The organism is Nocardia jiangxiensis NBRC 101359 (assembly GCF_000308615.1).
In the GTDB taxonomy this organism is placed as follows: domain Bacteria; phylum Actinomycetota; class Actinomycetes; order Mycobacteriales; family Mycobacteriaceae; genus Nocardia; species Nocardia jiangxiensis.
In genome coordinates this window covers 1-25103 of record NZ_BAGB01000063.1, presented here as the reverse complement: position 1 = coordinate 25103, position 25103 = coordinate 1, and the positions used below count along the sequence as shown (strand labels likewise).

At 66.2% G+C, this 25103-nt stretch carries 24 protein-coding genes and 1 tRNA gene; 14 read left to right on the top strand and 11 right to left on the bottom strand.

Features of this window, described 5'->3' with window-relative positions:
• Positions 1–15: 15 nt before the first annotated feature.
• The 3 genes from ON40_RS28315 (at position 16) to ON40_RS28305 (ending at position 2866) form a co-directional block, all read left to right on the top strand.
• Entirely contained in the window at positions 16–873 is an 858-nt protein-coding gene (locus ON40_RS28315; protein WP_040827924.1) for an amidohydrolase family protein, read from the top strand.
• 39 nt (positions 874–912) lie between these two features.
• Positions 913–1938 carry an ABC transporter substrate-binding protein gene (locus ON40_RS28310; protein WP_040827923.1) on the top strand — a complete coding sequence of 342 codons (1026 nt, stop codon included), beginning with the start codon at positions 913–915 and terminating at the stop codon, positions 1936–1938.
• 217 nt (positions 1939–2155) lie between these two features.
• On the top strand, positions 2156–2866 hold the full coding sequence (locus ON40_RS28305; RefSeq protein ID WP_051193660.1) for a GntR family transcriptional regulator: 711 nt from the start codon (positions 2156–2158) through the stop codon (positions 2864–2866).
• A gap of 7 nt (positions 2867–2873) precedes the next feature.
• On the opposite strand, the gene nicT is transcribed toward ON40_RS28305, so the two are convergent.
• Positions 2874–4001: a Nickel transporter NicT gene (nicT, locus tag ON40_RS28300; RefSeq protein ID WP_051193659.1), complete on the bottom strand. Its 1128-nt coding sequence runs from the start codon at positions 3999–4001 to the stop codon at positions 2874–2876.
• Positions 4002–4156: 155 nt separating this feature from the next.
• Positions 4157–4870: a DUF8020 domain-containing protein gene (locus ON40_RS28295; protein WP_040827921.1), complete on the bottom strand. Its 714-nt coding sequence runs from the start codon at positions 4868–4870 to the stop codon at positions 4157–4159.
• A 460-nt stretch (positions 4871–5330) separates the two neighbouring features.
• Here ON40_RS28295 and ON40_RS28290 point away from each other — a divergent pair, with 460 nt between their 5' ends.
• Genes ON40_RS28290 through ON40_RS28270 form a run of 5 tightly spaced genes read left to right on the top strand, consistent with a single transcriptional unit; the run spans position 5331 to position 10220 of the window.
• A complete protein-coding gene (locus ON40_RS28290; RefSeq protein WP_051193674.1) occupies positions 5331–6134 on the top strand; it encodes an ABC transporter ATP-binding protein in 804 nt (267 codons plus the stop codon).
• A 50-nt stretch (positions 6135–6184) separates the two neighbouring features.
• Positions 6185–7378 (top strand): DUF3500 domain-containing protein, encoded by a 1194-nt coding sequence (locus ON40_RS28285; RefSeq protein ID WP_051193658.1) that lies wholly within the window; start codon positions 6185–6187, stop codon positions 7376–7378.
• Positions 7379–7414: 36 nt separating this feature from the next.
• Positions 7415–8293 (top strand): hypothetical protein, encoded by an 879-nt coding sequence (locus ON40_RS28280; RefSeq protein ID WP_040827920.1) that lies wholly within the window; start codon positions 7415–7417, stop codon positions 8291–8293.
• Positions 8294–8298: 5 nt separating this feature from the next.
• On the top strand, positions 8299–9321 hold the full coding sequence (locus ON40_RS28275) for an ABC transporter substrate-binding protein (RefSeq protein WP_040827967.1): 1023 nt from the start codon (positions 8299–8301) through the stop codon (positions 9319–9321).
• Positions 9322–9350: 29 nt separating this feature from the next.
• On the top strand, positions 9351–10220 hold the full coding sequence (locus ON40_RS28270; protein ID WP_040827966.1) for an ABC transporter permease: 870 nt from the start codon (positions 9351–9353) through the stop codon (positions 10218–10220).
• Positions 10221–10230: 10 nt separating this feature from the next.
• On the opposite strand, the gene ON40_RS28265 is transcribed toward ON40_RS28270, so the two are convergent.
• The 6 genes from ON40_RS28265 to ON40_RS28240 all read right to left on the bottom strand — a co-directional run bounded on the left by ON40_RS28265 (position 10231) and on the right by ON40_RS28240 (position 14950).
• Positions 10231–10863 carry a DUF2461 domain-containing protein gene (locus ON40_RS28265; protein ID WP_040827919.1) on the bottom strand — a complete coding sequence of 211 codons (633 nt, stop codon included), beginning with the start codon at positions 10861–10863 and terminating at the stop codon, positions 10231–10233.
• 9 nt (positions 10864–10872) lie between these two features.
• On the bottom strand, positions 10873–11262 hold the full coding sequence (locus ON40_RS28260; RefSeq protein ID WP_040827918.1) for a hypothetical protein: 390 nt from the start codon (positions 11260–11262) through the stop codon (positions 10873–10875).
• Between the two features lie 76 nt (positions 11263–11338).
• Positions 11339–11659 carry a hypothetical protein gene (locus ON40_RS28255; protein ID WP_245568031.1) on the bottom strand — a complete coding sequence of 107 codons (321 nt, stop codon included), beginning with the start codon at positions 11657–11659 and terminating at the stop codon, positions 11339–11341.
• Positions 11660–12315: 656 nt separating this feature from the next.
• Positions 12316–13296, bottom strand: a complete 981-nt coding sequence (locus tag ON40_RS28250; RefSeq protein ID WP_040827917.1) for a ribose-phosphate diphosphokinase — start codon at positions 13294–13296, stop codon at positions 12316–12318.
• Entirely contained in the window at positions 13293–14783 is a 1491-nt protein-coding gene (glmU, locus tag ON40_RS28245) for a bifunctional UDP-N-acetylglucosamine diphosphorylase/glucosamine-1-phosphate N-acetyltransferase GlmU (RefSeq protein ID WP_040827916.1), read from the bottom strand. The genes ON40_RS28250 and glmU overlap by 4 nt, the downstream gene beginning before the upstream one ends.
• A gap of 96 nt (positions 14784–14879) precedes the next feature.
• Positions 14880–14950: transfer RNA gene (locus ON40_RS28240), tRNA-Gln, on the bottom strand.
• 403 nt (positions 14951–15353) lie between these two features.
• Here ON40_RS28240 and ON40_RS28235 point away from each other — a divergent pair.
• The 5 genes from ON40_RS28235 (at position 15354) to ON40_RS28215 (ending at position 21953) form a co-directional block, all read left to right on the top strand.
• A complete protein-coding gene (locus ON40_RS28235; protein WP_040827915.1) occupies positions 15354–15989 on the top strand; it encodes a TetR/AcrR family transcriptional regulator in 636 nt (211 codons plus the stop codon).
• 219 nt (positions 15990–16208) lie between these two features.
• Positions 16209–16856, top strand: coding sequence for a TetR family transcriptional regulator (locus tag ON40_RS28230; protein WP_040827914.1), 648 nt, complete (start codon positions 16209–16211; stop codon positions 16854–16856).
• Positions 16857–16971: 115 nt separating this feature from the next.
• Positions 16972–20586, top strand: a complete 3615-nt coding sequence (gene mfd / locus ON40_RS28225; protein WP_040827913.1) for a transcription-repair coupling factor — start codon at positions 16972–16974, stop codon at positions 20584–20586.
• On the top strand, positions 20583–21305 hold the full coding sequence (locus tag ON40_RS28220) for a nucleoside triphosphate pyrophosphohydrolase (RefSeq protein ID WP_083895999.1): 723 nt from the start codon (positions 20583–20585) through the stop codon (positions 21303–21305). Before mfd ends, ON40_RS28220 begins: the two co-directional genes overlap by 4 nt.
• A 48-nt stretch (positions 21306–21353) precedes the next feature.
• The gene (locus ON40_RS28215) at positions 21354–21953 is read left to right on the top strand and encodes a Uma2 family endonuclease (protein WP_040827912.1); all 600 of its coding nucleotides are present in this window, start codon (positions 21354–21356) and stop codon (positions 21951–21953) included.
• A gap of 2 nt (positions 21954–21955) precedes the next feature.
• On the opposite strand, the gene ON40_RS28210 is transcribed toward ON40_RS28215, so the two are convergent.
• Positions 21956–22906: an AraC family transcriptional regulator gene (locus ON40_RS28210; RefSeq protein WP_051193657.1), complete on the bottom strand. Its 951-nt coding sequence runs from the start codon at positions 22904–22906 to the stop codon at positions 21956–21958.
• A gap of 103 nt (positions 22907–23009) precedes the next feature.
• Here ON40_RS28210 and ON40_RS28205 point away from each other — a divergent pair, with 103 nt between their 5' ends.
• Positions 23010–23921, top strand: coding sequence for an MBL fold metallo-hydrolase (locus ON40_RS28205; RefSeq protein WP_040827911.1), 912 nt, complete (start codon positions 23010–23012; stop codon positions 23919–23921).
• Between the two features lie 158 nt (positions 23922–24079).
• Here ON40_RS28205 and ON40_RS28200 read toward each other — a convergent pair whose 3' ends face one another.
• Both ON40_RS28200 and ON40_RS28195 read right to left on the bottom strand, forming a co-directional pair.
• Positions 24080–24595, bottom strand: a complete 516-nt coding sequence (locus tag ON40_RS28200; RefSeq protein WP_245568030.1) for a TIGR00725 family protein — start codon at positions 24593–24595, stop codon at positions 24080–24082.
• A 46-nt stretch (positions 24596–24641) separates the two neighbouring features.
• Positions 24642–25103: DUF2218 domain-containing protein (locus ON40_RS28195; RefSeq protein ID WP_218008881.1), on the bottom strand; the 462-nt coding region annotated here is incomplete at its 5' end.

Below are 25103 nucleotides of genomic sequence, written 5' to 3'. Positions count from 1 at the left end.
GAAGTAAGGACGACGATGACACTCTTCGATCTGCACACACACATCATTTCCCCGGACACCGAGCGCTATCCGTCCCGTCCGCTCGGTGGCAACCGGTCGACCTGGTCTTCGGAGCGCCCCGTGACGCTCGAGCAGTTGCTGCGCTCGCTCGATGAGGCCGGGATCGAGAAGGCGGCCGTCGTGCAGGCGGCGACGATGTACGGATTCGACAACAGTTATGTCGCCGACTCGCTGGCCGATCACCGGGACCGGCTGATCGGCGTCGGTTCGATCGACCTGGTCGCCGATGACGCCCTGGAACGGATCGACCACTGGATCGGCGAGCGGGGTTTCGCCGGGGTGCGCGTGCGGGCGGCCGACGGAACGACGGCGGTCAACAATGCCGCGAGCCTGGACGATCCCCGGCTGGAACCGGCCTGGTCGCGCCTGGAGGCGGACCGGATCCCGGTGTGCATCCAGATGCACTCCGAGCACGCACCGGTTCTGGCGTCGGTCCTGCGTCGCCATCCCGGACTGGTCGTCGCCCTGGATCACGGCGCCCGGCCGAATCTTGCTGGGGGACCGCCGTATTCGGTCCTGAGTGAGTTGTTCGAGCTCACCGGGTTCCCGAACGTCTTCCTGAAGATCACCCCGATCACGATCCGCCGGGCCGCGGCCGAGCCCGACGGTGATCCGGCCAAGCTGATCGCCCGGCTGGTCGAGGGATTCGGTTCCGAGCGGATCGCGTGGGGTTCGAACTTCCCCGCGTCCGCGGGTTCGCTCGCCGAACTGCGCGCCTTCGTCGAGGGCGCTCTCGCCGAACTCGCCCCCGAGCAGCGTGTCGACATTCTCGGCGGCACCGCGGCCCGGATCTATCCCCAGCTCGCCGGCTAGTTCTCGCCCCCATCTCACCTGGACTCGGAGACAGTAGTAATGAATCATGCAACGACGCATGTCCAGCGTCCGCTCGGACGCCTGTCGCGTCGCGGCTTTCTCGGTCTCACCGCCGGGGTGGGCGCGGCGGGGCTGCTGGCCGCCTGCGGTAGTGATCCCAACACGATCTCGATCATCAACACCTCCGCCACCGCGGCCGTCGCGCTCAACCAATTGCTCACTGACGGAAAGTATTTCGACAAGCTCGGGGTGAAGACGAAGATCTCCAACGTCAGCGCCGGCAATCAGGTTCTCGCCGCCGTCGCGTCGGGGTCGTCCGACCTCACCATGACCAGCGGGCTGATCGGCATACTCCCGGGGATCGAGAAGGGGATGCGGCTCAAGGTCGTCGGCGGCACGCAGGTCGTGTCCACCAGCGCCCTGTTCACCAAGGATCCGCAGATCACCTCCGTGCGCGACCTCGGTGGCAAGTCGCTCGGTGTCGGTGCGGTCGGGGCGGAGTTGTACGCCGTATTCGCCGCACTGTTCGCCAAATACGGGATCTCCAAGGACGGTGCCACCTTCCGCAATGTCGGCAGTAGTGCCGATTCGCTGAAGGCGGCCCTGGCCGGACAGGTCGACTGCGGTTACGGGCAGGTCGGCAACCAGGCGCTCGCGACGAAGCAGGGCGCCCGGATGATCGCCACAGTGAACGAGGAGCTTCCGCTGTGGATGAACAACGCGGCGGTGGCCTCGACCGAGGCGATCTCCAAGAAACGCTCCGCCCTGGTGAAGGTTCTGGCGGGCTATGCGCAGCTGTTCGCCTACCTGGGAACGCCCGAATCCAAGGACCCGTATGTGCAGGCGTACACGGGCGCCGGGGGTTCCGCGGCCGAGGGTGAACAGGAATGGCAGTTCATCAACCAGAACGGCTGCTATTCGCCCACCCTCGACTTCCCCGAGAAGAAGGCGGAATTCATCCAGAAACAGAACATTGCCAGCGGTACTCAGACGAAGGTCCTCGCCTACGACAGCTATACCGATCTGTCGGTGCAGGCCGACGCGCTGGCGCTGATCAAGAAATAAGCGCGCACGCAGGCGATCGGGTGCCCGGAACGCCGGGGCTCGATCGCTGCTGCGTTCGCGCAAAACGGACATATTGTGCAACAATACTGAACACTAGTATCCGGTCGGTCCAATTCACGCAGGATGATGACCGGGCAATCACAGGGCAACGCTCCAGTGTTGTTGAACAACATGGCATTGTGAACGTTGCCCCCGAATCGCGGGGAGGTATCGCGCCATGGTGGTGTCCGTGGGTAACGAGGTCGGCGCGGATTCGGTCGCCAACCGGACCGCCCAGGCATATCAGGATCTCCGCGCGCTGATCATATCCGGCCACTACGCGCCCGACTCCCGCCTCACCGAATCCGAGCTCACCACGCAGCTCGGTGTTTCGCGCGGCACGGTCCGCTCGGTGCTCGCGCGGCTCGCGCAGGAGGGGTACGTCACCACCGAGGTGAACCGCGGCGCCCGCACCCGCTCGTTCACGGTGGAGGAGGCCGTCGAGATCCTGGAGACGCGCGCCGTACTCGAGGCGGCGCTCGCGGCCAAGGCCGCCGAACGCGCCACCGACGAGGACATCGCGGCGATGACCGAGACCTGTCGGCGCATGTGGGACCAGCAGAAGCCCGGCGGGCGCGACGAGTACGTGCGACTCAATCACCGGTTCCACGAGCAGATCCGGCAGGCCGCGCGGCAGTCCACCCTCACCAGGTTCGTCGACAGCCTGCTGTACCCCCTGGTCGTGCGGCAGTACAGCAATGCCGATCGCACGAATCCGCGGCTCGAGTCGGTCAAGGAACACGAGGCGATCCTCGCCGCGATCGGCACTCACAATCCGGAGTCGGCCGCGGCGGCGATGCGACATCATCTGTCGGCGGTCCGGCGCGCACTGCAGCTGAATTTCGCCATGTCGAACGATCCGTCATCGTCGGGCGCCGACAACTGCTAGGTCGTCGCTACTCGGACGGACCGGCGTAATCCTCCTGCATGGACCACTTCTGCTCGATCCCGGCGAAACGCCAGATCAGCACGGAGGCCACCCAGGTCACGATGAACAGTCCGACGATGCCGTAACCGAGCAGGTTCAGATCCAGGCTGCCGATCCGGTCCCAGAAGCCGCCGGTCCAGCCGAACTGCCGGGCGAGCAGGCCGAGGAGTTCGACGCTGCCGATCACCAGGGCGACCACGACCGACAGTCCGGTGATGGTGATGTTGTAGTAGACCTTGCGGACCGGTTTCGCGAAGGCCCAGCCGTAGGCGAAGTTCATGAACGACCCGTCGATGGTGTCGAACAGGCTCATGCCCGCGGCGAACAGGATCGGCAGGCACAGGATCGCGTACCAGGGCAGTCCGGCCGCGGCGCCGGTGCCCGCCAGCACGAGCAGGGCGACCTCGGAGGCGGTGTCGAAGCCCAGCCCGAACAGTAGCCCGACCGGATACATCTGCCAGGGTTTGCCGATCGAGGCCATCGACCTGCTCAGCAGCCGGTTCACCAATCCCCGTTTGGCCAACTGGTTTTCGAGCTGTTGTTCGTCGTAGTCGCCGCTGCGCATGTCCCGGAAGACCCGCACGATGCCGATCAGGACGACGACGTTGACCCCGGCGATCAGGTACAGGAACGTGCCGGACACACTGGTGCCGATCAGGCCGGTGTAGTGATGCAGCGCCGAGGAGTTGTTCGCGACGGGGCCGGCCAGCGAGCGCACGCCGAACGAGAGCAGCAGCGCCAGCGCGAACACGATCGTGGAATGGCCGAGGGAGAAGTAGAACCCGACCGACAGCGGGCGTTGCCGGTCGTTCATCAGTTTGCGTGTGGTGTTGTCGATGGCGGAGATGTGGTCGGCGTCGAAGGCGTGCCGCATTCCCAGGGTGTAGGCGGTGACACCGATCCCGCCGCCGAATGTCTTGGTGCCCAAGCTGAAATGCTGCGGAGCGACGAGCGTGGTCAGCGTCAGCCATCCCACGACGTGCAGTGCCAGGACGACCGCTGCCATCGTGCCGATCGAGGCCCACTCCCGCCCGCTCAATGCCGTTGCCGCCGTGCGGTACCAGGCTGGGGATCGGTCATCGGTGTTGTGCGCCAAGGGATCTCCTCTGCGGTGCGAGTCGGATGCGGTCCGCGAACGCGCGGATGTGCTGTGGCGAAGCGCTGTGGACCGGCGACGGCGAAGCCCGCCCGGTGTGCAACCGGGCGGGCCGCCGCTGATGATTCAGCGGAATCAACTGCGGGAGAAGCGATTCACTTCGACGGGGTGGTCGATGGGTGGAACGGTTCGTTGATGGTGGTGAAGTACTGTGCCACGGCCGCGATCACGGTCGGGGCGGTTACCAGCAGCTGGCCCGCGAGGGTGCCGAGCGCGCCGACGGCGATGATGCCGCCCATGCAGCCGATCACGGCCGCCGGGATGAACGCGCCGAACAGGCCCACGATGGTCGCCGACGCGACGGTCGCGCCCGCGATGCCGCCGAGTACGCAACCGACCGCGCCGCCACTGAGACCACCGACCAGGGTGCCGATGGTCGCCCCGGCGGTGATGGTGTCCTTCATCCGGTTCCAGGCCGCCTGCTCGCGGTCGTACGGGGTCTTCCACGGCGCGCTGTCCTGGTACGGCAGAGCGACCGGCTTGTAGACCGCGTGCTGCATGTCGAACTGCGGGGTCAGCGTCGCGGTGTGATCGGCGATGTTCGCCGCGATCGGGAATTCGAAATCATCGACCCGGAACTTCAACGGCGTTCCGGCCAGGACCTTTCCGTTGGCGGCCTTGATCTCGAACACGCCGTTCGCGACGTCCATCGAACCGGCGTCGGTCCGGATGATGCTGGAGGTGTTCGTGGTGCTGGTCCGGAAGTCGACCGCGCCGTTGCCGGCGGTGGCCGGAGTCGCGTTCGCGGTTCCGGCCGGGATGCTCAGTGCGGCAGCGAGCAGCACCGATGCTGCAGCGATTTTCCTCATCGTTGTCACTTTCTCTTCTCGGTTACCTGCGATTCGCGAGATCAGCTGAGGGGCGGTGATCGGACGATCCGGTCGCGGGTCGAGACGGTCGGCTCGGTGATCGAGCCCGCCGGAGTGGGGCGTGGCATCAGGTTGTGCCGCCGCCGCTGACACCGCATCCGCACGTCTCCTGATGCGAATGCCGGTATGTCGCAGGTCACATGAAGATTGTCATACAACACGCGGTTGCGCAAGGGTCTTCATAGCCGATCTCGCAGTCGCAATCGGCTATGACCTTGAGATGCTTGTGGCGCAGATCTCCTCGTGCTAGTTTCTAGTCACAAATTGTTAGACAATCTATGAGTGACCGTGTGGGACGCGATCACGGGCAACGCCCGGAACGTCCTGCCGGACAGTGCACTCGACGCCAGATATGAGGCTGCGGGATCCCAGCACCCGCGTGCACGTCAAGGAGACAAGGATGTCGACCAGTCAGCGCGATCCGGCTGCGGAAGTGCTCCGTTTCGAGGACGTCACACTGGAATTCCCGGGGAGTCACCGACCCGCTATTCGTGATGTGTCGTTCCAGGTCGCCCGGCGAAAGTTCATCGCCGTGATCGGGCCGAGCGGATGCGGTAAGAGCACCGTCCTGGACCTGGCCTCGGGCCTGCTCACACCGTCGCAGGGCCGGGTCTACTTCGACGGCGAACCCGTCACGACCGTCGATTCCACCGCCGCCTATGTGACGCAGCGGGCCAATCTGCTGCCCTGGCTCAGCGTGAAAGCCAATATCGGGTTGGCGCTGAAATTCCGCAACGTCCCGAAGAGCGAACGCGAGGAACGCATCGCGCGTTGGGTCGAACTCGTCGGGCTCACCGGATTCGAGAGCCACTACCCGCGGGAGTTGTCCGGCGGAATGCAGAAGCGCGTCTCGATCGCGCGGGCGCTGATCTACGACCCGTCGATCGTGTTGATGGACGAGCCGTTCGGGCCGCTGGACGCGATCACCCGGCTCAAACTCCAGCAGGATCTGCTCGATCTGTGGGAGGAACAGAACGGCACGCTCGTATTCGTCACCCACGACCTCAACGAGGCGATCTACCTCGCCGACGAGGTCATCGTGATGTCCCGCGGGCCCGGGACGGTCCGCCGGATCCTGCCGATTCCGTTCGAGCGTCCCCGCCACATCGGCTCCCTGATCGAGACGAGCGAATTCTCCGAGCTCTACAACGACCTGTGGGGCCTGTTCAAGGCCGAGCTGGACACAGCCGACGCCGCCGTATGAGAAAGCCAGGTCCGAGTGCGTCGAGCGCGGACCGCGAAGGAGAAGTATCCATGGGACTGCGTAATCGGGGAGCTGCGCCGACGCGGCGGCCGGAGGTGTGGACACCGGAGCTGCTGGCGAAAGTCGAGTGGCGCAAACGTGCTGCGGCGGAGCCGTTCCGCGGAGTCGGCACGTCGGACGGCGTGATGCCCGGACTGTTTCCGCTGCGCAGCACCGGCGTGGACGTCGACGGGACTCGGCGCGCGGTGGAGAACTATCTCGCCGCGCTCACCCCCGAGCAACTGGCCGAGGGGCGCTTCACCATGCGCGATGTGTCCTGGCGGCACTGGAACAACGGCGCGCGCTATTTCCTGCGGCACGGGCTGTGCCTCGAGGACCTCGACGAGACCATCCGCGACCTGGTGCTGGAGATTCTGCGCCGCAGCCTCAGTGCGGCGGGGTACGCGCAGGTCGTCGATCTGATGCACCTCAATCTCACGATCGGCGAGCTGCGCGGCGAGGTTCATCTGCTGAACGAGTGGATGTACTGGTTCAGCATCTACGGGGAACCGGAGACCGGCGGCCCCTGGGGTTGGCAGCTCGACGGCCACCACGTCAACGTGAACTGCGTATTCGTGGGTGATCAGATGGTGCTGACCCCGAGTTTCCTCGGGGCCGAACCGGTGCTCGCGGAGTCCGGGAAGTACGCGGGCACACGGGCTTTCGGACGCGAGGAGGCCGTGGGCCGGAATCTGTTCGCCAGCCTGACCGGTCAGCAGCGCAAGCTGGCCACGATCGCCGAGGAATTGCCACCGGAATTGTTCGTCGGAGCCTTCCGCGACAATTTCGAGCTGAACTACGCGGGAATCCCGTTCGGCGACCTGACCGCGGAGCAACATGTGATCGCGCGAGACCTGTTGGGGCTGTATGTGAATCGAGCCGGCGGCGGGCACGCCGCGGTACGCATGGACGAGGTCCTGGCGCAGGAATCGGAAGCCCATTTCGCCTGGGCCGGGGATGCGAACGGGGTTTTCTACTACCGCATCCACAGCCCGGTGATCCTCATCGAATTCGAGCACATGGCCGGGGTGATGTACGACAACGACGTGCCCACCCGCCGGCACATCCACACCCTCGTCCGCACGCCCAACGGCGGCGACTACGGCGTCGACCTGCTGCGACAGCACCACGAGCGACACCACCACGGGCCCGACGGCCACGAACCGCACAGCCATGGTCCGCACCGCCACGGACCGCACGAGTGAGAGACGAATTCGAATGCTTACCAACGTGGAGGAACGATGAAACTGGTAACGGGCCGTGACGATCTCGCGGCTGCGGCGGAGAAGGCGGCCGCGGCGGCCGGGACGCCGCTGGAAAGGCTCGACGTCAAACCGGTGCACAAGGCATCGCGCGGTTTCCTGAACGGCGGCTCGCCCGAGGTCTGCGAATTGGCGATCGTGACGTTGTTGCAGGCGGTCGCCTATCGCAAACCGGTGGTGCTGCTGCCGGTTACCACACTCACCCGGTTCCAGCATCAAACCCTCGTGACGTGCTCGGATCTGTCGGTCGCGGATATCGAGGGGCGCAGCGTCGGCATTCGCTCCTGGAGTCAGACCACCGGCGTGTGGATGCGCGGATTCCTCGCCCAGCAGTACGGGGTCGATCTGCGCAAGGTGAACTGGATCGTGTACGAGGGCGGGCACGTCGACGAATACACCGATCCGGAGTGGGTCAGCCGTGCACCGGCGGGGGAGAAGTTGCAGCAGGACTTCCTGGACGGCCGGCTCGACTTCGGCATCATGGGCAACGAACTCCCCTCGGACGCTCGCATTCGCACGGCCATCCCGGACGCCCGTGCGGTCGCCGAACAGTGGACGGCGAGTAAGGGTTTCGCACCGGTCAACCATGTCGTCGGCGTCAGCGTCGACGCGGCGCGGGCGCATTCGGAGACGATCTGCGCCATCTACGACGCCATGCGGGACGTTGTCGCCGAGAGTGCGGAATCCGGCGCGGCGCAACGGGATTCGGCCGGATTCGAGGCTCTGCGCGGCCCGATCTCCGAGGCCGCCGCGTTCGCGCTCGACCAGCAGGTTCTGCCCCGGGCCGTCGATTTCGACGAACTGGTGGCACAGTCGTGCGACGCTCTCGCAGTGCCGCCCTCGCGCCTCGGTGGCTGAGTGTCATGCGCAATTCGGTAGTGACGCGGCGCATTCGGCTCGGTGCGCTCGCGGCGATTCTGGTTCTCGGGGCGGCGCTGGTCACCGCGTGCGGCGGCGACTCCGACGGGCGCACCACGGTGTCCATCGGAGTCGGCGGCAGCATCTTCGACACGCAGTTGCACGTCGCCGATGCCAACGGTTATTTCCGGGCCGCGGGCCTGAACGTCAAGTTCGTGACGCTGACGGCCTCGATCGGCGCGGCGGCGCTGGAATCGGATTCGGTGCAGTTCTACAACGACAGCCCGACCGACTTCCTGACCGCCGTCGGCCGCAAGATCCCGGAGGTCGGGGTCTCGATGAACGCGGTCGGCAACCCGATCGGCCTGATCGTCGGCAAGAAGTTCGCCCAGGTGCACGGGTTGACCGAACGGACGCCGCCCGCGACGGTGGCAAAGGCCCTGATCGGTTCGACCGGCGGGGCGAGTTCGGCCACCACCAAGGGCCAGGCCGGAATCTTCATGCGCGCCTACGGTGTACAGCCCTCCAGCGCGCACTATGTGATGCTGCCGAGTCCGGCCGCGGACAAGGCCGCGCTGAACAACAACCAGATCGACTGGTTCGTCACCTCGGAGCCGATTCCCCTGGCGGTCCAGGCATCCGGTGACGGCGTTGTCGTGGCGACTCCGGAAACCGTTCCGGCATGGTCGATTCCGAAGACCGGCTACGGGCAGGTCGTGGTGGCCCGGCAGAGCTACGTCCAGTCGCATCCGGACATCGTCCGCAAGTTCGTCGGCGCCGTCGAGCAGGCCACGAAATATATGCATGCGCACGAGAACGAATCGTTGGGCGTCGCGAAGACGATATTGACCGGCGTACCGGACGCGGTCCTGTTGCGCAGTCTGCGACAGGTCGATTGGCCCGAGCGCAACACCATGAACGATTCCGGATGGAAAACCACCATGGCATTCCTCAACGCCGAGGGTGCGCTTCCCAAGGGAACGAAGATCACCCACTCGAACTGGACCAACGAGTATCTGCCGCAATGACGTTCAGGGTGGACCCGGAAGGAACCGAAATGGTAACCGCGGAGAATATCGAACAGAAGACGAGAAAAGTCGCAGCTGTCGCACCGGCGCGAAAGCGGCCGAAAGGATCGGGCTGGAGCAACGGCACGGTCGTGACCATGCGCATCGTGGTGATCGTCGCATTCCTGGCCGTATGGCAGCTGATCAGCGGGCGGTTGATCCCGGATTATGCGATCAGCCGACCGACCGAGGTGGCGGCATCCCTGTGGAAACTCCTGATTTCCTCGAGCGGATGGACCGATATCTGGGCGACCACCGTCGAGGTGGTCGTGGGATTCGGCCTCGGCATCGCCCTGGGCGCCGTGCTGGGGCTGGTGCTGGGTTCCTTCACCACCGCGGGCCGGGTGCTCGAACCGCTGATGGCGGCGATCAACGGCATTCCCAAGATCGCGCTGGCCCCGCTGTTCATGCTGTTCTTCGGAATCGGCGCCTGGTCGAAGATCACGATCGCCGCCATGGGTGTGGCCTTCGTGATGTTCTACAACCTGTATCTGGGGCTGCGGCAGATCGATCATGAACTCGTACAAGGTATTCAGATGATGGGCGGGCGCAGGCACCACGTGCTGTTCTACGTGACGATTCCGACGCTCGCCTCGCCGTTCTTCGCCGCGCTGAAGGCGGGTGGTCCGCTGGCCATTCTCGGCGTCATCGGCGGGGAGTTCATCGCCTCGTCCAAGGGCGTGGGCCACGAGCTGTTCACCTCCGCGATGGCGCTGGACGCCGCCGGGGAGTTCGCCGGGCTGATCATCCTGGTGGTGATGACCCTGGTGCTCAACGGGCTGCTGAGCGAACTGGATTCCTACGCCCTCAAACGTCTGGGCCTGGGCGTCCGCCGTTCCGCGCAGCGCACCCGGGCGTGAGCTCGCACGCTCAACCGACCACGGCCGCAAGCCATTCCACGACCGGGCGCATCGTCTCCCAGGATTCGCGGATATGTTTTGCGGCACGTGGCGTTTCCAGCCAGGCGGGTGCGCCGAACTCCCGGCTCACCACCAGCGACCGGTGCCGGAGCAGCTCGATGCGCGGGTGGTCGGCCGGATAACCCTTGGGGCGGGTCTTGAGCCGGTCGCCGCCCACGGTGTATCCGGCGGCGGTCAGGGTGGTCAGGATCTGCTCGAGCTCGTGCCCGCGGACCTCGTCGTCGATGGTGCTGCGCAGTCGCGAAAGTTGTTCCGGGGAGGCGGAATACAAGCCGCCCGCGACGAAGAGTCCCGGGGCGCCGATCTGCACGTACCACCCCGAGCCCGGGGCGACGTGCGCCACCGCGCCCTGGTGATTCTTGTAGGGCGTCTTGTCCTTGGAGAATCGCACGTCGCGGTAGGGGCGGAAGATCTTGGCCGGGCCGAAAGCGTCCTCCAGGTCGGCCACCAGCGCCGTCATCGGGTCGCGCACCGCGGAGTCGTAGAGGTGTTTGTGCGCGGTCCAGAACGCCTTGGAGTTGTCGGCTTCCAGGTCTTCGTAGAAGTCGAGTCCGGCCAGCGGGAATCCGGTGAATCGGCTCATCGTGCCAACCTAGCGCGACCCGTCGAGGGTCAGATCCCGCGGGGCGAAATGGTAGACGGCCAGACTCACCACCGTTGCCGCGAGCGAGGCCAGGCCGGCCCATTTCCCGAGGCGTTCGCCACGCACATGCCCGATCGCGCCCAGGATCGCACCGATCGGGCCCAGTAGCCACAGGCAGGACAGCAGGGTGAGTCCGGCGCAGACGAAGGCGATCGCGGAGAACAGCCCGGCGACCGGGCGCAGTGCTGACGGGGCCGGATCACGGTGTGGCGGAACGGGATCGGGGCCGAGGCATTTCCAGGTTCCGGCCGCGTCGTCGTCCGGGGAGCCGGGCCGCTCGGGTCGGTGGCCGCCCGGGTACTGCCAACTGGCGTCGGGATTGTCGGATTCCGGTCCCACGCCGCACCCCTAGCTGTCGGTAGTCGTCTCTACCGTAGTGGTTACCACGACAGCGCGATCCGCGCGCGTCGATCGGCTAGTCCCCCGGTTCCTCGACGACCTCCATCGCCGCGAGTTCGGCCGGCCGATCGTCCTCGGCGCGCTCCTCGTCCCGATGCCGCCGCCGAGTCCAGGACTGCTCCAGATCCCGGGCGATCCCCTGCCGCCCCCCGTCCTCGTGATACTCGATGACCAGATTGCTCGGCGGATCGGTGATGTACCGCTCGTATTCCCGAACCTCGTCGGCCTGCTCGTCATCCCCGAGGTCGTAGTCGAGGTCCGTTTCGTCCTCGTCCATGTCCAGCACTTCATCGACCAGTGGATCCGGCTCCTGATCCGGTCCCGATGCCGTGGTCATGGCACACCGCCTTCCGCCTGCGCCCACAGTGGCTGTTAGCCCCAACCTACCGCCGATACGGCGCGGAGAGAATGCGCAGACACACCGTTGCGGAAGAACAACCAGTTCAGCCCCCACACCACACGCCCGCAGGCGACCCCGCCCAAAAATAAGATGCCCCCAGCTACCTGCTCACCTCGAACATGTCCAGCGGCGAAGCGTCCCGATTCCAACGAACAGCCCGCCCACCCCCCGACACTCCCCAGACCACCCACTCCCCGACGCCGCAGGCGAGCCCGAACTCACATGAGGGACCGAGCCACCCCGGCCACCTCCCGCGTGCTCAGCGGCGAAGCGTCTCCGTCCGGCTGGTAGTCGCCCGCGAAGCGAAAGGCTCAACAAGGCCAACCCCGAGGTTTTCGGCGCGGGCTCGTCGCTGCGCCCTCGAAGCGCATGGCCGAAGGCCGAGTCTCGAGGGCGCAGCGACGAGCCTTACAGCGCCGAAAACCCGCCGGAGCGAAGCGGAGGCCAAAAATACAGACCTACTCCCGCCGGAGCTTGCGGAGGCCGCCAGCTCCTCACTTACTCTCGCCGGAGCTTGCGGAGGCCACTAGCTCCTCACTTACACTCCCGCCGGAAGCTTGCGGAGGCCACCAACCCCCACCTACCCCGAAACCTCAAGCATTCCCGTTGAACAACCCGGTAACAGACCCGTTCTCGAAGACCTCACGAATGGTCCGAGCCAACAACGGAGCAATAGACAACACCGTCAGCGAAGGAAACTTCTTGTCCTCGGTGATCGGCAGCGTATTCGTGACGATCACCTCCTTCGCCCCACACGAGGACAGCCGCTCGGCGGCCGGGGCCGACAGCACCCCGTGGGTGGCGGCGATGACGACATCGCCCGCACCGGCTTCGCGCAGAACTCGCACAGCTTCGGCGATGGTGCCGCCGGTGTCGATCATGTCGTCGATCAGGATGCAGGTGCGGCCTTCGACCTCACCGACCGGGCGATGCGATTTGACCTGGTTGGGGACCAACGGGTCGCGGGTCTTGTGGATGAACGCGACCGGTGCGCCGCTGAGCGAGTCGGCCCACTTCTCGGCGACCTTGACCCGGCCCGCGTCGGGGGATACGACGGTGACGTTCTCGGTGGAGTAGTGGGTGCGCACGTATTCCGAGAGCTGGACCAGCGCGTGCATGTGGTCCACCGGGCCGTCGAAGAAGCCCTGGATCTGATCGGTGTGCAGATCGACGGTGATGATGCGGTCCGCGCCGGCGGTCTTGAGCATGTCGGCGACCAGGCGCGCGGAGATGGGCTCGCGGCCGCGGTGCTTCTTGTCCTGACGGGCGTACGGGTAGAAGGGCAGCACCGAGGTGATCCGCTTGGCGGACCCGCGCTTGAGCGCGTCGATCATGATCAGGTGCTCCATCAGCCACTCGTTCAGAGGGGCCGGAAAGCTTTGCAGCACAAAGGCGTCCGAGCCGCGCACGGATTCCTCGAACCGGACGAAGATCTCCCCGTTGGCGAAGTCGCGAGCCGTTTGCGGGGTGATGGAGACGTCCAGCTCCTTCGCGACCTGCTCGGCCAACTCGGGGTGAGAGCGCCCCGAGAACAGCATCAGGTTCTTCTGGTTATCGGTCGAGAACGCGGTCACTCTCTGTTGCCATCCTTTTGCTCGGTTGCTTGACTCGCTGTGTCTGCGGCCTCGAGTGCCTCGGCCGCGGCCTGCGCTGATGCGGTCCCTGGACGTTTCCGCTGCACCCAGCCCTCGATATTGCGCTGTGCACCACCCGAGACGGCCAGAGCGCCGGGCGGAACGTTTCTACGCAGCACAGTACCCGCCGCCGAATAGGCGCCGTCACCCACCGTGACCGGGGCGATGAACATGGTGTCGCTGCCGGTCCGGACGTGTGAGCCGATGGTGGTGTGGTGCTTGTTCACACCGTCGTAGTTGACGAACACGCTGGAAGCGCCGATGTTGCTGTATTCGCCGATGGTCGCGTCGCCGACGTAGGTCAGATGCGGCACTTTGGTGTGCGCGCCGATCGAGGCGTTCTTGGTCTCGACGAAAGCTCCGAGCTTGCCGGAGATTCCGACGATGGTGCCGGGCCGCAGGTAGGCGAAGGGGCCGATGGTGGCCGAGGGGCCGATGGTCGCACCCTCACCGTGCGTGCGCACCACGCGCGCGCCGTCGCCGACGATCACGTCGGTGAGTGTGCTGTCCGGCCCGACCTCGGCGTCCTCGCCGACGACGGTGTTGCCCATCAACTGCACACCGGGTCGCAGCACCGCGTCGCGGCCGATCCGCACGCTCGCATCGACCCAGGTGCTGGCCGGATCGATGACGGTGACCCCGGCGCGCATATGTCGTTCGAGGATGTAGCGGTTCAGGGTTCGGGCGGCCGCGGCCATCTGCACCCGGTCGTTGACGCCGGTCACCTTGTTCGCATCGATCAGCCGCGCGCCGTGCACCGGATGCCCGGCTTCGCGGGCCAGCTTCAGCACATCGGTCAGGTAGAGCTCGTGCTGCGCGTTGGCGGTGGTGAGGCGACCGATCATGACCCGCAGCACGGTGGCGTCGAAGACGTACACACCCGAGTTGACCTCGTTGATCGCGGCCTGTTCCGGGGTGGCGTCGGCGTGTTCGACGATCTCGAGCACCCGGCCCTTGTCGTCGCGGACGATGCGGCCGTATCCGTTGGGATCCTCGGGTTCGAAGGTCAGCACGGTGACCGCGGAACGTTCGGGGTAGCTGCGATGTTCGTCGAGCAGGGCCGAGAGGGTGTGCCCGTCCAGCAGTGGCACGTCGGCGGAGGTGACCAGCAGATCGCCGGTGAAGTCCTCCGGCAGTGCTCCGAGTGCACACTGCACGGCGTGCCCGGTGCCGAGCTGCTGGTCCTGAACGGCCGAGACGATCTCCCGATTCAGTTCCGCCGCAACAGCATTCACTGCCGCGCCGACCTGATGGCGGTCGTGGCCGATGACGGCGACGAGGTACGTGGGGTCGATCTCGTCGGCGGCATGCAGCGCGTGCGCGAGCATGCTGCGTCCGGCCATCGAGTGCAGCACCTTCGGTGTCTTGGACCGCATTCGAGTTCCGGCTCCGGCAGCGAGAACGACGACGGCGGTCTGCTGTGGCATGGATCTCCCTCGGCTGGCGTCGTCGGGTGTCGTCGTCAGTATCGGATGTAATCGGGTGGGTCGGGCGCGGACCACCATAGTCACCGCGCTCCCGAGCTCCGCCGCCAGGACTCGAACCTGGACTAACTGAACCAAAATCAGTGGTGCTGCCATTACACTACGGCGGATTGCCACACCGGCGGATCTCGCGAACCCACCGCTGCGCCACGGCATGCGCGTAGATCCTCGCATGCCCAGGGTATCTACGGCCAGTCCGGCCCGCCTATGACTTTTCGTCGGGTCGCGCGGCAGGGGATTCCCGGTCGGTGCGCGGGTGGGTCCGCAGCACGGCCGCAGGTGGCTGAGTTACTGGTGATTCTTCGGTGGCCGGAGCGTTGCGGGACGGGCGGGAAATGGGGAATTCGTACTGGAATCCGGGGGTGAAGATGTGGTGTTCAACAGACCGCGCGACAGGGTACCGCGCGCGCGGTATGGACGGTCTGCAAGAGTTGTCGTGGCAAGTTGGACGGATGCACAGGGAGGTGGTGGGTGATGACCTCGGGTGATTCGAACCGGGTGGGGCGGGCGCGCATGACCGGAACCCAACGGCGGCAACAGTTGATCGAAATCGGTCGGACACTGTTCGCCGAACGCGGTTACGACGCCACCTCGATCGAGGAGATCGCACAGCGGGCTCAGGTGTCCAAACCCGTTGTCTACGAACATTTCGGCGGTAAAGAGGGGCTGTACGCGGTCGTCGTGGACCGGGAGATGTCCTCGCTGCTGCACATGGTCACCTCCTCGCTGACGCAGAATCGGTCGCGGGTGCGCCTGGAGCAGGTGGCACTGGCGTTGCTGACCTATATCGAGGAACGCACCGACGGATTCCGCATTCTGATGCGCGATCAACCCGCCGCCGCGGCCGAGGGCACCTACTCGAGCCTGCTGAACGAGGCGGTCAACCAGGTCGCCCATATTCTCGCCGGGGATTTCGGCCGACGCGGCTTCGACACCAGCCTGGCCACGCTGTACGCGCAGGCACTGGTCGGCATGGTCGCCACGGCCGCGACCTGGTGGCTGGACGAGCGCGAACCCTCCAAGGAAGTGGTCGCCGCGCATCTGGTCAATCTCTGCTGGAACGGGCTGACCCACCTAGAGGCCGATCCGCAGCTGGCGTCGGAATGGCCCAGCGGGGTCCCTGAATCTTCCGGCGGCGCAACACCGTAATTCGCCTCACGCGTCGGTACGGTGCGTAATCGGCGGAGGAACTGGACAGTTAACCCAAAATTAGCGACGGAGGCCGGTCTGAATGCTCGATTCCACTGGCGCGGGCCGGTCGGATGGTACGGTTCACCCATCCTTCAAGTGCTGTTCGAGCTGTGATGTCGGTCAACTTCGGGATGTCGGTCTACTTCGGGATGGCTGGATTGAGGACAGGCGGATCTGATGGCTAGGCAAGCGCGCGCGGAGATCACGCGCGATTCCGTCCTTGCGGGCGCGGCCGATGTCTTTCTGCGCCTGGGCTACGCGAACGCGAGCCTGAGCGAGATCATCGCGCAGTCCAATGTCACCAAGGGCGCGTTGTACTTCCACTTCGGCTCCAAGGAGGAGCTGGCTCGCGCGGTGGTCGACCAGGGCAACGAACGCCTGGTCAGCGCGTGTCAGGGCTTCTTCGATCCGCGGGTGCCCGCACTCGAGGCATCCATCGGAATCACCTACGTGGTAGCCGATCTCACCATGAACGACCCGATGGTCGGCGCGATGCTCAAGCTGACCCATCAGATCGGCGACTACCGCGGCGCCAGCGGCGACAACATCGCCAAGACCTGGGGTGAGACGCACCGCCTGCTCGCCGAACGCGCTGTCGCTCAGGGGGATCTGAAGAGTGACCTTGACCCCGACACGATCGGGATGCTGCTGCAGGAGATGACCGCGGGCGTGCACATCACCGCCGTGGGCACGGACTCGATCGATCAGATGGCCGTACGCATGGAACGCCTGTGGTACTTCCTGCTCCCGTCGATCGTCCCGGAGGAGAAACTCGCGTACTTCCGCGAGTTCGCCGCGCGGCGCCTGCGCCGCTACGTGCCCTGAATTTCGGACCGTGGCGCAGCTCGGTCCGAACGGGGACTGGGCGGGGAGCTGTCGGGGGTGGTGATTAGACTCGGTTGGCCGCCGTGTGATGCCCATTTGCGCCAGGAGTCTGTTCATGTCCACCCAACGCCCACCTCTTGCGGGACTGGCCGCGGTGGCCGGTGCCGATACTGCGCTCGCCGAGGTCAGGGGGTTGGTGGGGCATTCGCCGGTGCAGTTGGTGGCCCCGTCGGCGGCGCGGCCGTTCGTGGCGGCGACACTGGCGGGGGAGCGGCCGTTGGTGGTGGTCACCGCTACCGGGCGCGAGGCCGATGATCTGACCGTGGAGCTGGCGGAGATCGCCGGGCCGGGTGTGGCGTTGTTCCCGTCGTGGGAGACGCTGCCGCACGAGCGCCTCTCGCCCAGTGCCGATACGGTCGGGCGGCGGTTGCAGGTGTTGCGGCGGCTGGCGCATCCGGAGGATCCGTACGCCGAGCCGCTGCGGATCGTGGTGACCACGGTCCGGTCGCTGATGCAGCCGATGGCTTCGGGGCTGGGTGATGTCGAGCCGGTGGTGTTGCGCGTCGGCGCGGAATTCGAACTGGACGAATTGGTCGCTCGGCTGGTCGAATTCGCCTACGAGCGGGTCGACATGGTCGGCAAGCGCGGCGAATTCGCGGTGCGCGGCGGCATTCTGGACATCTTCCCGCCGACCGCCGATCACCCTGTGCGCGTGGAGTTCTGGGGCGAGGAGATCAGCGAGCTGCGGGCCTTCGCGGTCGCCGATCAGCGCTCGCTGACCGACGTCACGGTGGAAGTCGTCGTCGCGCAACCCTGTCGTGAGCTGCTGCTCACCGGGGATCTGCGCGCTCGCGCGGCCGAGGTCGCCGCCGACAACGCCGCCGACGCCGCACTGGTGGAGATGCTGGACAAGCTCGCCGAGGGCATCGCCGTGGAGGGGATGGAAGCGCTGCTGCCGGTGCTGCGCCCCGAGGGCCTGGAGCTGCTCACCGACGTCCTGCCCGCCGGAACCCATGTGCTGCTGTGTGATCCGGAGAAGATCCGCACCCGCGCCGCGGATCTGGTGCGCACCGGTCAGGAATTCCTGGAAGCGTCCTGGACGGCGGCCTCGTTCGGCGCGGCTGCCCCGCTGGGCGCGCACGGCCTGGATCTGGCCGCCTCGGCCTACCGCGGCCTGGACGTCATCCACGCCGACGCCGACGCTCGCGAACTGCCGTGGTGGACGCTGAGCCCGCTGTCCTCCGGCGATCCGGCCGAAGTCGTGCTGCCGGTCCTGGCCGCACCGGCCGCCCGCGGTTCCGAGGAACTCGTCGCGACGGTCTTCGCCTCGCTGCGCGCACATGTGAGCACCGGCGGGCGCGCGGTCATCGTGGTCGCCGGACACGGTACGGCGCAACGCATTCTGGAACGCCTCGCCGATGCCGAGGTTCCCGCGGCGACGCTCGAGCCCGGCGCGGAACCGGTGCGCGGTCTGGTCGGAGTGCTGTGCGGTTCACTGCACGACGGCGTGGTCTTCGACGACGCGAAACTCGTCGTCATCGCCGAATCGGATCTGACCGGCAACCGCGTCACCGCACCCGGCGAGGGCAAGAAGCTGCCCGCACGGCGTCGCAACCAGGTCGATCCCCTGGCGCTGAGCTCCGGCGACATGGTCGTGCACGATCAGCACGGCATCGGCCGTTTCGTGGAGATGATCGAGCGCACCATCGGCGGCGCGCGCCGCGAGTACCTGGTCATCGAATACGCGCCGAGTAAACGCGGCCAGCCCGGCGACCGGCTGTTCGTGCCGATGGATTCGCTCGACCAGCTCTCCCGCTACGTCGGCGGCGAGATGCCGAGCCTGTCCAAACTCGGCGGTTCGGACTGGTCGAATACGAAACGCAAGGCGCGCAAGGCGGTTCGCGAGATCGCGACCGAACTCGTGCAGCTGTACGCGGCGCGTCAGGCCGCCCCCGGACACGCCTTCGCTTCCGACAGCCCGTGGCAGCAGGAGATGGAGGACGCGTTCGCGTTCACCGAGACGCACGATCAGCTCACCGCCATCGCCGAGGTCAAGTCCGATATGGAGAAGGCCGTCCCGATGGACCGGGTGATCTGCGGCGACGTCGGCTACGGCAAGACCGAGATCGCGGTGCGCGCGGCGTTCAAGGCCGTGCAGGACGGTAAACAGGTCGCGGTGCTGGTGCCCACGACCCTGCTGGCCCAGCAGCATCTGCAGACCTTCGCCGAGCGCGTCGCCGGATTCCCGGTGACGGTGAAGGGCCTGTCTCGCTTCACCGATCCGGCCGAATCGCGAGAAGTGCTGGAGGGCATGACGACCGGCGAGGTGGACATCGTCGTCGGCACGCATCGCCTGCTGCAGACCGGTGTGCGGTGGAAGGATCTGGGCCTGGTCGTCATCGACGAGGAGCAGCGTTTCGGCGTCGAGCACAAGGAGCACATCAAGGCGCTGCGCACGCACGTGGACATGCTGACCATGTCGGCGACGCCGATTCCGCGCACCCTGGAGATGAGCCTGGCCGGCATCCGCGAGATGTCGACCATCCTCACCCCGCCCGAGGAACGTCATCCGATCCTGACCTACGTCGGCGCGTACAACGACAAGCAGGTCGCCGCCGCCATCCGCCGCGAGCTGCTGCGCGACGGCCAGGTGTTCTACGTGCACAACCGGGTGTCCTCGATCGAGAAGGCGGCCAAGCGGATTCGCGATCTGGTGCCCGAGGCGCGGGTGGCGATCGCGCACGGTCAGATGAACGAGGACACCCTCGAGCGCACCGTGCAGGGGTTCTGGGAGCGCGAGACCGATGTGCTGATGTGCACCACCATCATCGAGACCGGTCTGGATATCTCCAATGCCAATACGTTGATCGTGGAACGTGCTGACACACTGGGGCTTTCGCAGTTGCACCAGTTGCGTGGCCGGGTCGGGCGCAGCCGCGAGCGCGGTTACGCGTACTTCCTGTATCCGCCGGAGAAGCCGCTCACCGAGACCGCCTACGACCGGCTGGCCACCATCTCGCAGAATTCGGATCTGGGCGCGGGTATGGCCGTGGCGATGAAGGATCTCGAAATCCGCGGCGCCGGTAACGTTCTGGGTGCCGAACAGTCCGGACATGTCGCCGGTGTCGGCTTCGATCTGTACGTGCGGCTGGTCGGGGAGGCCGTGGAGGCGTATCGCGCCGCCGCCGACGGCCGTCCGATCGTCACCGACGAGGAGGTCAAGGAGGTGCGCATCGATCTCCCGGTGGACGCGCACATCCCGCCCGACTACATCTCCAGCGACCGCCTGCGCCTCGAGGCGTATCGCAAACTCGCTGCGGCACAGGATGATGCGGCGCTGGCCACGGTGGTGGAGGAACTCGTCGACCGGTACGGGCCGCTGCCGGTGGAGGTGGGCCGGCTGGTGTCGGTCGCCAAGCTGCGGCTGCTGTGTCGCGAGTACGGGCTCACCGAGGTCGGCGTCACCGGGACGACGCTGAAACTCTCGCCGATGCAGCTGCCCGATTCCAAGCAGCTGCGCCTCAAGCGCCTCTACCCGACGGCCACCTACCGCCCGACCACCGGCATCGTGCAACTGGCGCTGCCGCGGGTGCAGGACAGCGTCGGCGCGGCGCGGGTGCGCGACGTGCAACTGCTCCAGTTCATCGCCGACATGCTGCTCGCGCTGGACGGAAAGCCGCAGGGCACAGTCGATCTGCGTGTCGCCACGGAGGTGTCGGCGGCGCGATGAGTGCTCCCGAATCCGATGCGACGGATCCGGCGCACACGGCCGATTCCGCACAGGTGGCGCACGGTCTGACCGAGGCCGTCGAGGTGATGGACCGGCTGTGGAGTTTCGGCGGCTGGGAGGTCACCCAGACGCACGATTCCCTGCGCCCGTACCTGCTCGAGGAGACCTACGAACTGCTCGACGCGATCCAGCAGGGCGATACGGCCACCGTCAAGGAGGAACTCGGCGATCTGCTGCTGCAGGTCCTGTTCCATTCCCGAATCGCCGAGGCCGCAGGCGAATTCACCGTCGACGAGGTAGCCGCCGCCCTGGTCGCCAAACTCGTGCACCGCAGCCCGCACCTGCGCGAGGATCCGATCGATCCCGATGCCACCGTCGCGGAGAAGATCGCCGCCCAGGAAAAAGCCTGGGAGGAACGGAAATCCGCGGAGAAGTCCCGCCGCTCCTGCCTGGACGGCATAGCCATGGCCCAACCCGCCCTGGCCCTGGCCGAAAAGGTCCGCTCCCGCAGCGCCAAGGCGGGCCTGCCCGAAGACCTCGTCCCAGACCTCCTCCGGGAGATCCGTCTCGGCGCCCCCGAAAGCGCCGAAGAACGCCTCCGCAAAGCCACCCTCACCTTCGCCGACGCCATCCGCACCGCCGAGGACACCGCCGAACAGGCCCGCGGCCACCGCGTTCCCCTGACCGCAGCCGATTGGCACACCTACTGGCCGCATTGAGTACGTTCGGTCATGGCCCGATGTAGTCGGATCTGCGAGGATCTCGGCATGAGCGCCCCGGACAAGCATCGTGAACTACGTCTGACCGCGGAGGAATTTGCCGACGGAAAGGCAGACGGTCTCGGCGATATCGAGATCGTGCAGGGGCTGGTCATCCCGCTGTCGGTCCAGAGCCCGCTGCACAGCCGCGTCGTTCGGCGGCTGGCCGGGCTGTTGGAGGCGGCGCGACGTCCCGGTGGCCCGTGTACGGTGGTCGATTCCGATGTCGCGGCGCGATTCGCAGATTCCGAGTCCCCAGCCGAGGATCGGCGATTGAATATCCGCTACCCCGACGTGTGGATTCGTGATTGTGAGCCGTACGAGGTCAACTCCGTGCGTGAGCACATCTTGCTGGTGGTCGAGGTGACATCCGGATCGACCATCGATGTGGATATCAACGACAAGCGCATTCAGTATGCGACAGCCGGGATTCCGATATATCTCATCATTCGGCTCGATCAGAAGGAAGAACGGATCGAGGAGATCGAGGAGTATCGGCTGGACTGGTCGGGACGGCGGTATCTCGTTCACACTGTGCACCGCCGGGTGTTGTTGCTCGATGAGCCGGTGGAGGCGACTATTCCGTTCGATGCGTTGGAGCAGGCGTAGGGTCAGTCGGCGGCGGCGAATGGGGTTGTGGGGGTGGGGATTCGGGTGTGGGTGGTGCGGTAGCGGCCGGGGGATCGGCCGAATTGTCTGGTGAAGGCGTGCGAGAAGGCGTAGGGGGTGGCGTAGCCGACCTGAGATGCGATGGTGGCCAACGGGTCTGCGGTGTCGCGGAGTAGGACCGCGGCGCGGGTCATGCGCCACCAGGTGAGGTATGCCATCGGGGGCTGGCCGATCAGGGCGGTGAATCGGCGGGCGAGGGTGGCTCGGGAGACGCCGGTCTCGGCGGCGAGGCGGTCGATGGTCCAGGGTGCGGCCGGGTCGGTGTGCAGGGCGCGCAGGGCGGCCGCGGTGATCGGATCGGTCAGTGCGGCAGGCCACAGACCGGTACTGGATTCGGTCATCCACGCGCGGATCATGTAGATCAGCAGCAGGTCGAGCAGGCCGGGGACCGCGATGCACGAGCCGGGGCCGCGCCGGTCCAGTTCGAGTCCGAGCAGATCGATCGCGGAGCGGAGTTCGATGCGGTCGCCGATGCGGGTCGGCAGGTGGATCAGCTGCGGCAGTTCGGCGACGAGGGGGTGCTGCCCTCGGCGGTCGAGCCGGTATTTGCCGCACAGGATCTCGAATTCGGCAGTGTCCGAGGATATTTCGGGCATCTGCATATCGCGCCATCGTTCGAACGGCACCGCGCGGGCCATGGCTCGCGCGTCCAGTGGATGGTCGGCGAGTACGTGCTCGGTGCCGTGCGGCAGCAGTACCGCGTCGCCGGGCCCCAGCAGAACCGGATCGCCCGCGCTGGGGAGCACCCAGCAGCTGCCCCGCAGGACGATGTGGAAACCCGCGCCGTCGTAGGGGTCCAGCCGGGTGGACCAGCCGCGCTCCCGGGTGCGCAGTCGGCTCGACGACGGCTGCCCCAGGCGCACGGCGGCGATCGCGTCGCTCAGTACATCCATGCGGTCCAGAATAGCGATTCGGATCAATACTGAGACTTATGCGTATCTAGAGGAGATTATCGAGCATTGATAAGCTCATATTGGTCTCCATAGTCTGAGAGGTATGGAACGTTCACAGAGCATCGTGCTCGGCGAGGTCGAGATCTTCCGGGTCATCGAATGGCGGGGGCCGTTGATGCCCGGTCCGGAACTACTGCCCGACACCACCGCGCAGACCTGGCGGGACAATGCCGACTGGCTCGCCCCCGACCACTGGGACTCCGACAGCGAACGCACCGTGGCCGCGATCCAGACGTGGGTGTTGCGCAGCGGAGGACGAACCATCCTGATCGACACCGGTGTCGGCAACGATCGCGAGCGACCCGGACGAGAGTTGTTCCACCATCGGCACGGCGACTTTCCCGATCGCATGGCACGGGCCGGTGTGCATCCGGACGAGGTCGACATCGTGATCAACACCCATCTGCACGGCGATCACGTCGGCTGGAACACGCATGCTGTCGACGGTGAGTGGGTCCCGACCTTCCCCAATGCGCAGTACTTGATGCCGGCCGCCGACGAGGCGTACTTCGGCCCCGGCAACAACTACGCCTACGGCCGCCGCCCCGACGACAGGTTCCTGTACGAGGACAGCCTCGCTCCCGTTCATCGCGGAGGTCAGAGTGTCCTGTGGGAGGGCTCCTACCGCATCGACGAGAATCTCACCCTCGAGTCCGCCCCCGGTCACACTCCCGGTTCCTCGGTGGTTCGCCTGGCATCGGACGGCGACCGCGCCGTCTTCGTCGGCGATATGGTGCACAGTCCCATGCAGCTCCTGCATCCGTCCTGCAGCAGTTGCCTGTGTCTGGATCCTCGCGAAGCCGCGACCACCCGCCGTCGCGTCGTCGAACGTGCCGCCGACGAAAAGGAATTGGTGATACCCGCCCATCTCGGCGGTTCGGGTGCGGTCGAAGTCCGCCGCGCGGGAAGCGGTTTCGTTCTCGGAGAATGGGCGGCTATGAATGAGCCACGCTGAATTGCTCTGGGCTGCTACAGAAAAGCGACGGTTCGGGAGCGGCACTACGGATGGTCAGTAGCGGCAGTGCGAGTCATCCGGGCGGATATGCCGATAAGATCGCATCGCGCAGGTGATTCTGCATCAGCGGCTCGGGGAGATGCCGAGCAGGCGTTCTGCTATCGGGAATCCCCTTGTGGGGCTTCGCTTTCAGCGGTGATCTGCGACAGTGCGTAGCCGACGGCTTCGGCTGGGGTATGTGCGGTGATCGAGGGATTCGGCACCGGTGCGCCGGTGCTGTCGAGCACCTGCCAGCCGCCGAGCGTGATCACGGGAACCGTGCCGCGACGGTGGGCGAGCGCGAATTCCGAGAGGGTTCCCCAGGATCCGCCGATGACGATCACCGCGTCGGCGGAGGAGACCAGGACGGCGTTGCGCGCCTCGCCCATATTCGTCCGGATCACCGCGGAAAGTCCGGCACAGGCCGTGGCCGGATCGTCGTCGGGCCGGATGCCGATGACCAGGCCCCCGGCCGCGCTCGCCCCCGCGGCCACCGCAGCCATCACCCCGGCGCCGCCTCCGCACAAGACTGTCACCCCGGCCTCGGCCAGCAGCGCGCCGACGACCCGGGCATGCTCCGCCTCGGCTTCGCTGCATTCCCGCGGACCGCAGACGGCGACCTGAATCGGCGACACGGTCTACTCCTCGCAGGCGTTCTGACGTATGCGCATGGTGAACAGGCTAGGCGTCGGGATCGGTGACCGAAAGCCATCGCACGGTCAATTCGCCGCGCCCGAAACGTTCGAGGTCGCGCGTGATGGTATCCCGGAGGCGTTGCAGCGCAGTGGTTTCCGCGGCATCGATCCGCACGAGAAGTGCGCCGGTCTCGGCGCGCAGAGTGCAGTGCCCCCAGGGTTCGAGGTGCACCGTCGCAGCGGTGCCGGTCGCCTCGACTCGCACACGGACCTCATCGTGTGCGGCCTGGCCGGTTCCGTGCATGCGCATCCGAGCACTGCCACCGGACCCCATAGCTGTTGCGTGACTGCAGAATTGGCGCAGATATCGCTCCGGACGTCCAGTGGAGATGCGGGTTTCGAGAGTGGGCATCGCGATCAGATCCCGGTGATCTCTGCCCGCAGTGATGCTGTGGTGTGCATGGGCGTTCCTGTCGAAATTAGGGGAGTCCGAGCCGGACCGTTCCAA